The organism is Mycobacterium sp. (assembly GCF_039583805.1).
In the GTDB taxonomy this organism is placed as follows: Bacteria; Actinomycetota; Actinomycetes; order Mycobacteriales; family Mycobacteriaceae; genus Mycobacterium.
This window is the reverse complement of the sequence record NZ_JAVKSH010000012.1, coordinates 32937-42190: the sequence shown is the minus strand read 5'-3', so window position 1 is coordinate 42190 and position 9254 is coordinate 32937. Positions and strand designations below refer to the sequence as shown.

The 9254-nt window shown below is 68.7% G+C and carries 10 protein-coding genes; 6 read left to right on the top strand and 4 right to left on the bottom strand.

Features of this window, described 5'->3' with window-relative positions:
• The first annotated feature begins 102 nt into the window (after positions 1-102).
• Positions 103-801: an EthD domain-containing protein gene (locus ABDW21_RS02900; RefSeq protein ID WP_343599255.1), complete on the top strand. Its 699-nt coding sequence runs from the start codon at positions 103-105 to the stop codon at positions 799-801.
• Between the two features lie 29 nt (positions 802-830).
• On the opposite strand, the gene ABDW21_RS02895 is transcribed toward ABDW21_RS02900, so the two are convergent.
• The gene (locus tag ABDW21_RS02895; protein WP_343599253.1) at positions 831-995 is read right to left on the bottom strand and encodes a (2Fe-2S)-binding protein; all 165 of its coding nucleotides are present in this window, start codon (positions 993-995) and stop codon (positions 831-833) included.
• A 240-nt stretch (positions 996-1235) separates the two neighbouring features.
• Here ABDW21_RS02895 and bfr point away from each other — a divergent pair, with 240 nt between their 5' ends.
• From bfr to ABDW21_RS02875, 4 genes are all read left to right on the top strand, one after another.
• Positions 1236-1718, top strand: coding sequence for a bacterioferritin (bfr, locus tag ABDW21_RS02890; protein ID WP_343599251.1), 483 nt, complete (start codon positions 1236-1238; stop codon positions 1716-1718).
• 194 nt (positions 1719-1912) lie between these two features.
• Positions 1913-2407 carry a carboxymuconolactone decarboxylase family protein gene (locus tag ABDW21_RS02885; protein WP_343599249.1) on the top strand — a complete coding sequence of 165 codons (495 nt, stop codon included), beginning with the start codon at positions 1913-1915 and terminating at the stop codon, positions 2405-2407.
• Positions 2408-2417: 10 nt separating this feature from the next.
• Complete coding sequence (locus tag ABDW21_RS02880) at positions 2418-3770, top strand: glutamine synthetase family protein (protein ID WP_343599247.1); 1353 nt, start codon at positions 2418-2420, stop codon at positions 3768-3770.
• Between the two features lie 621 nt (positions 3771-4391).
• Positions 4392-4649, top strand: a complete 258-nt coding sequence (locus tag ABDW21_RS02875; protein ID WP_343599246.1) for a hypothetical protein — start codon at positions 4392-4394, stop codon at positions 4647-4649.
• A gap of 283 nt (positions 4650-4932) precedes the next feature.
• Here the strand turns inward: ABDW21_RS02875 and ABDW21_RS02870 are convergent, their stop codons facing one another.
• From ABDW21_RS02870 to ag85B, 3 genes are all read right to left on the bottom strand, one after another.
• On the bottom strand, positions 4933-6249 hold the full coding sequence (locus tag ABDW21_RS02870; RefSeq protein ID WP_343599245.1) for a cytochrome P450: 1317 nt from the start codon (positions 6247-6249) through the stop codon (positions 4933-4935).
• Positions 6250-6287: 38 nt separating this feature from the next.
• Positions 6288-6743, bottom strand: coding sequence for an SRPBCC family protein (locus ABDW21_RS02865; RefSeq protein WP_343599243.1), 456 nt, complete (start codon positions 6741-6743; stop codon positions 6288-6290).
• Positions 6744-6845: 102 nt separating this feature from the next.
• Entirely contained in the window at positions 6846-7835 is a 990-nt protein-coding gene (ag85B, locus tag ABDW21_RS02860) for a diacylglycerol acyltransferase/mycolyltransferase Ag85B (protein ID WP_343599241.1), read from the bottom strand.
• 412 nt (positions 7836-8247) lie between these two features.
• Between ag85B and ABDW21_RS02855 the strand changes: the two genes are divergently transcribed.
• Entirely contained in the window at positions 8248-9252 is a 1005-nt protein-coding gene (locus ABDW21_RS02855) for a hypothetical protein (protein WP_343599240.1), read from the top strand.
• The last annotated feature ends 2 nt before the right edge of the window (positions 9253-9254 follow it).

Genomic DNA, 9254 nt, shown 5'->3' with positions numbered 1-9254 from the left:
TCAGAAATCACACCAATCCGCGTCACCAGCCAATCCTGGCTGGTCAACACCCAAAAATATGGGAGACACGCCCTAGAGGATTGAGCTATGGGGGATTGAGCTATGGAAAAGGTGATCGCTGTGCTGATGGCGGCCGACCGCGACGACGAGTGGTGCGCCCGCCAGCGCGGGCCGATCGCCGACGCCGTGCTGGGGCTTGGCGTTGCCGGGCTGACCGTCAATGTCCGCGACGGCGCGGTGCGTCAGTCGCTGATGACGCTGACGACGCTGGACCCACCGGTCGCCGCCGTGGTGAGCCTGTGGACCCAGCAGTGCTACGGCGATCAGGTCACGGCGGCGCTCGACCTGCTGCAGGCGGAATGCGACCGGCTCGCGGCATACCTGGTCACCGAGTCCGTCCCTTTGCCGGCTCCACTTGACATTGGTTGCCGTACAACTGGTTTGGCCAATATTGCGCTATTGCGTCGGCCGACCACGCTGGATCCGGCGGACTGGCTGCGTCGCTGGCAGCACGACCACACGCCGGTGGCTATCGAAACCCAGGCGACCTTCGGCTACACCCAGAACGCGGTGGTGCGCCCGCTGACTCCCGGCGCTCCCGCCGTCGCGGGCATCGTCGAGGAGCTCTTTCCCGCCGGGGCGATCTCCGACCTGAAGGCGTTCTTCGGGGCCGCCGACGACGCCGACCTGCAGCACCGGCTGGGCCGAATGGTCGCCAGCACATCGGCGTTCGGCGCCAACGAGAACATCGACACCGTGCCGACCAGCCGCTACGTACTGCGAACACCGTTCGCGACGTGAGGGGCTGAGTCCTGACAGGGCTTGAGCGCTTACCGCCTGGTGGACGCGATGATGGCGCGCAGAGTGTGCCGGCATCGTCCGCAGTCGGCGCCGGCTCCACAGGCCGCGGCCACCTCCTTGCAGTTCGACGCCCCGCATGCGACGGCGTCCGACACGGTCCGGTTGGTTGCTCCCACGCACAGACAGACGTACATCAGGACATCCCCGCCGACTCGATTCCAGACCGCACACGCCGAATATTAGCAGAGTCTAACCTAACTTGGTTAAGGGAGTCTAACCTAACTTTGCCCGTTCTGGATGTGCGACACCCGCTCAAAACGCCCCGTGAAACGCCGCTGTCCGCCAACGGCTGCATTAGATTTGACGCCGGCCCGGTGGTGCGGCCCCGTCCACCGCGGTGTGCGACCTGATGGACCCGATACGAGGAGCAACACATGCAGGGCGATCCCGACGTTTTGCGCTTACTCAACGAGCAACTGACCAGTGAGCTCACCGCGATCAACCAGTATTTTCTGCACGCCAAAATGCAAGAGAACTGGGGTTTTACCGAGCTGGCCGCGCGGACCCGCGAGGAGTCGTTCGACGAGATGCGGCACGCCGAACTGGTCACCGACCGCATACTGCTGCTCGACGGCCTGCCCAACTACCAGCGCATCGGGTCCCTCCGGGTGGGTCAGACGCTCCGCGAACAATTCGAGAGTGACCTGGCGCTCGAATTCGAGGTGGTCGACCGTCTCAAGCCGGCGATCATCCTGTGCCGCGAGAAGCAAGACAGCACCAGCGCGAACGTTTTCGAAAAGATCATCGCGGACGAGGAAGGGCACATCGACTACCTGCAGACACAGCTGGAGTTGATGGACAAGCTGGGCGAGGCGCTGTACTCGGCCCAGTGCGTCGCCCGGCCACCGACGACCTAGGGCATGCCGAACCAGACCGCCCGGGTGACCGAGGTCGGCGAGGCGCCGGGCTGACCGGGCCCGGCTTCACGGGGCACTCGACCGAATAGCGCACCGGATTGTCGCGCAGCACGATCGGCGCGGCGACCAACCCCGTCTCGCCGGTGTCGTGACGGAACGGCTTGCGCTGCCGACTTCGGGCGTACCATCTCGCCATGAGCCGAATCGGAACATTCGCCGACGACGACCTGACCGGCTGGTTCACGAAGTCCCCCGAACTCGGCGGCGCCATCGCCGGGTTCAGCAACACGGTGTACAACCGCAACCGGCTGCCGATGCGCACCCGCGAGGTTGCCCGGATGGTCATCGCCCATAGCAACGAATGCGCGGTGTGCGTCAACACCCGCGACGGCGACGGTCCCGCGCAGGGCGTCGATGAAGAGTTGTACGACCATGTGCTGCACTGGCGCACCTGGCCCGGGTACAGCGAGCAGGAACGTCTGGCCGCCGAATTCGCACACCGCTTCGCCACCGCGCACACTGCGCTGCGCGACGACGACGATTTCTGGAGGCGATGCGGCGAGCAGTTTTCCGACGAGCTGCTCGCCGACCTGGCGTTGTCGTGCGCACTGTGGCTGGGCATGGGGCGGGTCCTGCGGACCTTGGACATCGGCCAGGCCTGCTCGTTCACGGTGCCCGCGCGGTCATGAACCGCCCAGCGTGACGCCCACTCCGCTCGCCGCCGCGACGATCGCGCAACTGGAAGCCGAAGGAGTCGACGCCGTCGTCGGAACCGTGGTCAACCCCGCGGGGCTGACGCTCGCGAAGATCGCGCCGATCCGCCGAACCGCCGCGTTCGCCTGTCCGGGACTGGGCGCCAGCCTGGTGTGGCACGCCTTCGCCATCGACCGGGACAACATCGCGTTCAGTGACACCATCGGCGTGGTCGGCGATCAGCGCATCCGCATCGACCTGTCGGCGTTGCGCAGCATCGGCGACGGGCTGGCCTGGGCGCCGGCCGGGTTCTTCGAGCAGGACGGCACACCGGTTTCGGCATGCGCCCGCGGCACACTGGGCCGCGTCGAGCGCGCGCTCGCCGGGCGCGGGATCGAGGCGCTGGTCGGTCACGAAATCGAGTTCGTGGTCGTCCATCCCGACGGCAGCCGGCTGCCTTCGACGCTGTGGGCCCAATACGGCCTGGCCGGCGTCCTCGAGCACGAGGCGTTCCTGCGTGACGTCACCGCCGCTGCCGCCGCCGCCGGCGTCGGCATCGAGCAGGTCCATCCCGAGTGCGGGGCGAACCAGTTCGAGATCTCGCTGGCGCCCCGGGCGCCGGTGGCCGCCGCCGACCAGCTGGTGCTGACCCGGATCATCATCGGCCGGGTGGCGCGCAGCTACGGGCTGCGGGTCAGCCTGTCGCCGGTACCCTTCGCCGGCGCCGTGGGATCCGGCGCGCACCAACATTTCTCCTTGACGACCTCAGACGGCCCGCTGTTATCGGGCGGCCCGGAGCCCGGCGGCATGACACCGGCGGGCGCCAGTGCGGTGGCGGGTGTGGTGCGCGGGCTGCCGGAGGCGCAGGGCATCCTGTGCGGGTCGATCGTGTCCGGGTTGCGCATCCGCCCCGGAAACTGGTCCGGAGCGTACGCGTGCTGGGGTACCGAGAACCGGGAAGCGGCAGTGCGGTTCGTGCGCGGCGGCCCCGATGATCCGCGCGGCAGCAACGTCGAGGTCAAGGTGGTCGACCCGTCCGCCAACCCCTACCTGGCGTCCGCGGCGATCCTCGGGCTGGCTCTGGAGGGCATCGCGCAGAAGGCGGTACTGCCGCCGGAGACGACGCGCGACCCCGCGGGCTTCTCCGATGCGGAAAGCCAGCGGCACGGCATCGTGCGCCTGTCCGGCGTTCAGGCGGAAGCCGTTGCCGCACTTGACGGTTCACGCCGTCTCCGATCGATTCTCGGCGACTCGGCGGTGGACGTGGTGGTGGCGGTGCGCAACCTGGAACACCAGCGGTACGCCGGCCTGGACGCCGGCGAACTGACCGACAGGTTCCGGATGGCCTGGAGCGTGTGATGCTGACGGCGGGGGACCAGACCGGGTTCGCGCACACACTCAACGGGGCCGGCGCCGACCCTGCGGCCCGCCGAAGGTCGGTTCGCCCAAACACGTTGACGCCCGCCCGTGTGGCGCGACCGCGGCGGCGCGCCATCTCGGCGCGGCATTGTGGTCCAGCGGGATTGATCGGACGCTGGGTTAATCTTCCACCCGGTAGCGGATACCGAGAGTCCATCAGTGCGTCCCGAGGGGACCGGCGGCTTGAGCTGTCGGGGGAATCGGGACTTCCGCCGCGTGGCGGCGGATCTTGTCGTTGCCCACTGCTACCGTCCTCATCAGGGTCGGACTGGCCCGTCGTGCGGCGTCGGGAGACGCACCGCAGAGAAGAATCTGAGGCTGAGTGAAGGTCATGAAGCTGCTGGCTTCAGCCATCAGAGATGTCACGTAGGTGAGAGTCCGTCAAGACGGTGGGATGGCAACGCTGCGAGCGAGCCGCAACGCCGGGGCGAAACGAACCGGTCGAGTCAGCCCGTCCCCCCTTCGCGCCGCCCTGGACGCCGGGACCCGCCGGCTCTCTGCCCGGCAGGAAGCCCTGGTGTCGGGCGTGGCTACGTAAGCTACGAGGAGGAGGAGAGAACGGTGAAGGCAAGCACGAAGAGTCGCCTGCTATGGCTGCGGGATCTGCTGCTCATGGAGATTGCCGCCGGCCTCTTCCTGTCATGGATTGACCGGCTGATCCGCGAGAAGCGCGTCCTGTTTGCGCTGAACCTGCTGGTCACCGTCGGTCTGGTCATCTGCGTCATCTGGGTGGTAAGCCATCTGGTCCTGGTGGCAGTGAAGTTGGTGATGATCGCGATCCGACGCCGCGCGGGCACCGACGAGCAAACGACTGTCTGAACTGAGCACGACCGGGCGTGTGCCCGGCCCTGCTCTGGCCACCGGCGATTGGCCTCCTCCGGTCACCGGCGGTCCAGAGGCCCGCCGGACCATCGGTGTCGCACACACTGGGGCGGGCGGCGGGGCTTTCTTGCCGTACGGCGTCATCGACAACAGCACCGGAAACGGCCCTGCCGCGCCGGGCCCGAATCGGCGGCAGCTACCGGGTCCACACACCACGGCGGCGCGACGCCGTCGCACATCGTGATCCCGCCGGCCGATCCGGACACCCTGACCTGAGCGGTCACCGGGTGGCCAGCGACCGCGCCGGACCCAGCGCCACCGGCAGCGCCGACCAGCCGTGCAGCACCCGGGTGTCGCGCCGGGCTCCGGCAGCCGCCGGCCGCGCGCCGGGGAAGCGATCGAAGAACGTCCGCAGCCCCACCTCGCCTTCGGCGCGGGCCAATGCAGCGCCGAGGCAGAAGTGCCGGCCGCCGGAGAACGAGAGGTGCCGGCCGGCGTTGGCGCGTTGGATGTCGAAGCGGTGCGGGTCGGCGAATACGGCCGGGTCGCGGTTCGCCGCGGCCAGGTACGCCACGACCATCTCGCCCGCCGCGATACGGGTGCCGGCGATCTCGGTGCCGCGCAGTGCCGCTCGGGCGGTCAACTGAACCGGCGACTCCAGACGCAGGATCTCCTCGACGGCGTTGGGCCACAGGTGTGGTCGTTGCTGAAGTGTCTGCAGCTGGTCGGGCGCAGTCATCAGCATGTGGATCCCGTTGCCCAGCAGGTTCACCGTGGTTTCGAACCCCGCGATCAACACCAGGCCGGCGATGCCCTGCAGTTCGGATTCGTCCAGGTAGCTTTCGGGAGAACCGCTGTCGGCGCTCTGGATGAGCTGACTCAGCAGATCGTCTCCCGGCGTCCGCCGCAACTTCCGCAGGTGCTGTGTCAGCCAGGCGTTGAAATCGGCGATGGCCTGGTGGACACGCCGGTACTGCGGCCATGTCAGGCCGATGTCGAGGCTGGCGGCGGCCAGTTCGCCGAACGCAAGGATGCGGCCACGGTCCCGCGCCGGAACCCCGAGGATGTCGCTGATCACCGCGACAGGAAGCTGCGAACAGTACCGGTCGACGATGTCGATGACACCGGATTCACCGTCCAACTCGGTCAACAGTGCGTCGGCGGTCTCCTCGACCCGATCGCGCAGCGCTGCGACGGCGCGCGGCGTGAACACCGAGGACACGCTCTTGCGGTAGCGGGTGTGGTCGGGCGGCTCGACGGCCAGCAACGACGGCGGCAGCAGCGGATGCGGCAGCGCGTCCCGGGTCCGCCGTTCCAGCCACCGTATGGGCCCGGGCAGGTTGGCGCCCAGCGACAGCACCCGAAAGTCGTCCGAGCGCAGCACGTCTTGAGCGACGGCGTGGCCGACGGCGAGATAGGCGACGCGGCAGCGGATCAACGGGCCCAGGGGCCGCAGTTCGTCGCAGAAGGACACCGGGTCGGCCGCGACGGCCGGGTCGGCGATCATCCGGGCCTGCGGATCACCGCGTCTGGCACCCAGCCACGCCAGCGCGCGGACCAAACGGTGCAGTGTCAGCCAGTGAACTCTCTGCTTCACCGCGACCTTTCCGCCGGTGTGCCGGCCGCCGGCGGGTCTCAGGCCTCGACGACCTCTTTGATGCGCTGCAACGTTCGGGTCATGTCGCGAATGTTGCGCCGCTGACGCAGGAACCCGCCGAACATCCAGTAATACAGCGCGGTCACCGGCGACGAGGCCATCCTAAACGATTCGGTGACGTCAGTGCCGCCGTCGGCCGGCGTCAGCAGGTAGTGCCAGTTGTTGACCGGCCGGTTGCCGGCCAGCACCTCAAAGCCGAACTCGCGGCCGGGTTCGCACGCCGTGACGCGACACGTCGTCCAGTACACCGGACCGATCTCGTTGCGACGGACGTGGCCGCGGAACCGCGCGCCGAGCGCTGGGCCGGTGGCCCCGTCCAGCCATTCGGCTTCGAAGGTTTCCGGGGAGAACCGTCCGGTGTTGCGGATGTCCGCGATCAGGTTCCAGATCTTGTCCGCGGGTGCCGCCATGTGAACAGTCGCCGAGCCTTGCATGACCCGATCCAAGCACGCCGCGGAGCGGCCGGCGGCCGGAAACACCGAATTGCGGGATTCTCGTCCGGCGTGAGGGGGCGGCGCCGGGGTGGCTGACCCCGATCAGCCGCCCGACCCGCTGGCGCCCAGCGTGCTCTGCAGATCGGGCTTCATGGCCTGCAGCTGAGAACCCCAGTACTCCCAGCTGTGCGTGCCGTTGGGCGGGAAGTTGAACACCGCGTTGTGTCCGCCCGCGGCGTTGTAGGCGTCCTCGAACTTGATGTTGCTGCTGCGCACGAAGTTCTCTAGGAACTCGGCCGGGATATTGGCCCCGCCCAGCTCGTTTGGCGTGCCGTTACCGACGTAGACCCACAACCGGGTGTTGTTGGCGACCAGCTCCGGGATGTGCAGCGACGGGTCGTTGCGCTGCCACGCCGGGTCGTCCGGCGGGCCCCACATGTCCTGCGGCTTGTACCCGCCGGCGTCGCCCATCGCCAGGCCGATCAGCTGCGGCCCCATCCCCTGGGAGGGGTCCAGCAAGGCCGACAGCGAGCCTGCGTAGATGAACTGCTGGGGGTGGTAGATCGCCAGGACCATCGCCGAGGAACCCGACATCGACAGGCCCACCGCCGCGCTGCCGGTCGACTTGACGTTCTGGTTGGCGGCCAGGTACGACGGCAGCTCACTGGTCAGGAAGGTCTCCCACTTGTAGGTCTGGCAGCCCGCCTTGCCGCACGCCGGCGCGTACCAGTTGGTGTAGAAGCTGGACTGGCCGCCGACCGGCATGACCACCGACAGCCCCGACTGGTAGTACCACTCGAACGCCTCGGTGTTGATGTCCCAGCCGCTGTAGTCGTCCTGGGCCCGCAGGCCGTCGAGCAGATAGACGGCCGGCGAGTTGGGCCCGCCGCTTTGGAACTGCACTTTGATGTCGCGGCCCATCGACGGGGACGGAACTTGCAGGTAGTCGACCGGCAGCCCGGGCCGGGAGAAGGCCTGAGCAGGCGCGGATCCGCCGGCAAGGCCGACCAGGCCCGGCAGCGCGGCGGCTGCGAGTGCGGCGATGCTCAGCCGCCGCGCCCAGCCACGCATCTTCGTGCTCACGTCTGTCATACCTGAACCCCTTGTCATAGGCTTGTCTCGGTCCGTCGTGTGCCCGCCCCGGCCGAATTTACCGTGTGGTACCCGATATGTCGATCAGGACGCAAAGGTGTCGCGATTCCGCATCGACCGCCGCCACCTGCGCACCGAGCGTCATATCGGCGGTGGGCCGGCGCCCGTGGCTACGCTGCGCCGGCGGGTGGGATGCGGACGTCGCCGGCAGCCGACGCCGACGAAGGTGCGCCGAGCGCCGTCGGGCCCGTACAGTGTTGCCAATGTCCGGTCGGGTTGCTGATGCCCGACCGGCTGCGGTCGGGGCGCACACGTAGGCTGCCTCAAGGCTGACAGACGAAGACCACGCCGACACCGGTCGGCGCCGGCGCGGCGGAAGACTGACGTCGGATCGATACACCGAGGTGCGAATTTGGACATGGTACTGGGACTGTCGCTGACACCCACAGCGGTCGGCTGGGTCCTCGTCGACCGACGCGACGCCGACGGTGCCATCCTCGATTACGACGATTTCGAGGTGCGCTTCGGCGGCGGGCTGGCCGCCGCGAACACGGCCGCGTCCGCGACCGAGGCGGTGCTGCGGGCCCGGCAGGCGGCCGCCGAGCGCGAACAGGTGATTCGCCTGATCGCGCTCACCTGGAGCGACGACGCAGCCGCCGAGGCCGCGCTGCTCACCGAGTCGCTTGCCGACGCAGGGTTCGACAACGTCGTCCCCATCCGCTGGCTGCGCGCTGCCGAGTTGCTCGCCGAGGGGATGGCCCCGGTGGTGGGCCACGAGAAGGTCGCCGTATGCCTCCTGGACGGCGAGCCGGCGACGATCGTGATGGTGGACGACGGCGACAGCGGCCCCCACACCGCCGTCAAGCAGGTGCACGGCGGTGCCGGCCGGCAGCTGGACTGGCTTACCGAGATGTTCGACAAGAGCTCGTGGCTCCCCACCGCGGTGGTGGCCGTCGGCGCCGGTGACGACCTGGATGCGCTGACGTGGCAGCTCGAAAGCGCGCTGCCGGCGAAGGTGTTCACCCAAGCCGGGATGCAGTCGGTGCTGGCCCGGGGCGCGGCCCTGGCGTCGGCCCGGTGCGCCGGATTCCCCGACCGCGACGTCGTCGACTCCCTGGACGCCCCGCGCCCCGACCCGGCGCGGGCTCGGTCACGTTCGTTCGCGGGAGCGATGACCATGCTGGTTGCCGGCGCCGTCACCTTCGTGGCGTCGCTGTCGCTGGCGTTGGGTCCGCGGCTGGTTCCCGAGCGGCCACCCGTGCCTGCCAGGCAGGTCGTCCACACAGCTGTGGCTCCGCCCGCAGTGCCCAACCCGCATCCGATGCTGGTCAGGGTCCTCGAACGGATGCGCGGCCATGTCGACGGCGCGGCGCCGGAACCAGCGCCATCGCCCGACGACGAGGCGCCGGCACCGTAACG

Excerpts from the sequence above, each read along its gene's own strand:
- ABDW21_RS02900 (WP_343599255.1), top strand. The coding sequence starts at position 103 with ATGGAAAAGGTGATCGCTGTGCTGATGGCGGCCGACCGCGACGACGAG.
- ABDW21_RS02895 (WP_343599253.1), bottom strand. The coding sequence starts at position 995 with ATGTACGTCTGTCTGTGCGTGGGAGCAACCAACCGGACCGTGTCGGAC.
- bfr (WP_343599251.1), top strand. The coding sequence starts at position 1,236 with ATGCAGGGCGATCCCGACGTTTTGCGCTTACTCAACGAGCAACTGACC.
- ABDW21_RS02885 (WP_343599249.1), top strand. The coding sequence starts at position 1,913 with ATGAGCCGAATCGGAACATTCGCCGACGACGACCTGACCGGCTGGTTC.
- ABDW21_RS02865 (WP_343599243.1), bottom strand. The coding sequence starts at position 6,743 with ATGCAAGGCTCGGCGACTGTTCACATGGCGGCACCCGCGGACAAGATC.
- ag85B (WP_343599241.1), bottom strand. The coding sequence starts at position 7,835 with ATGACAGACGTGAGCACGAAGATGCGTGGCTGGGCGCGGCGGCTGAGC.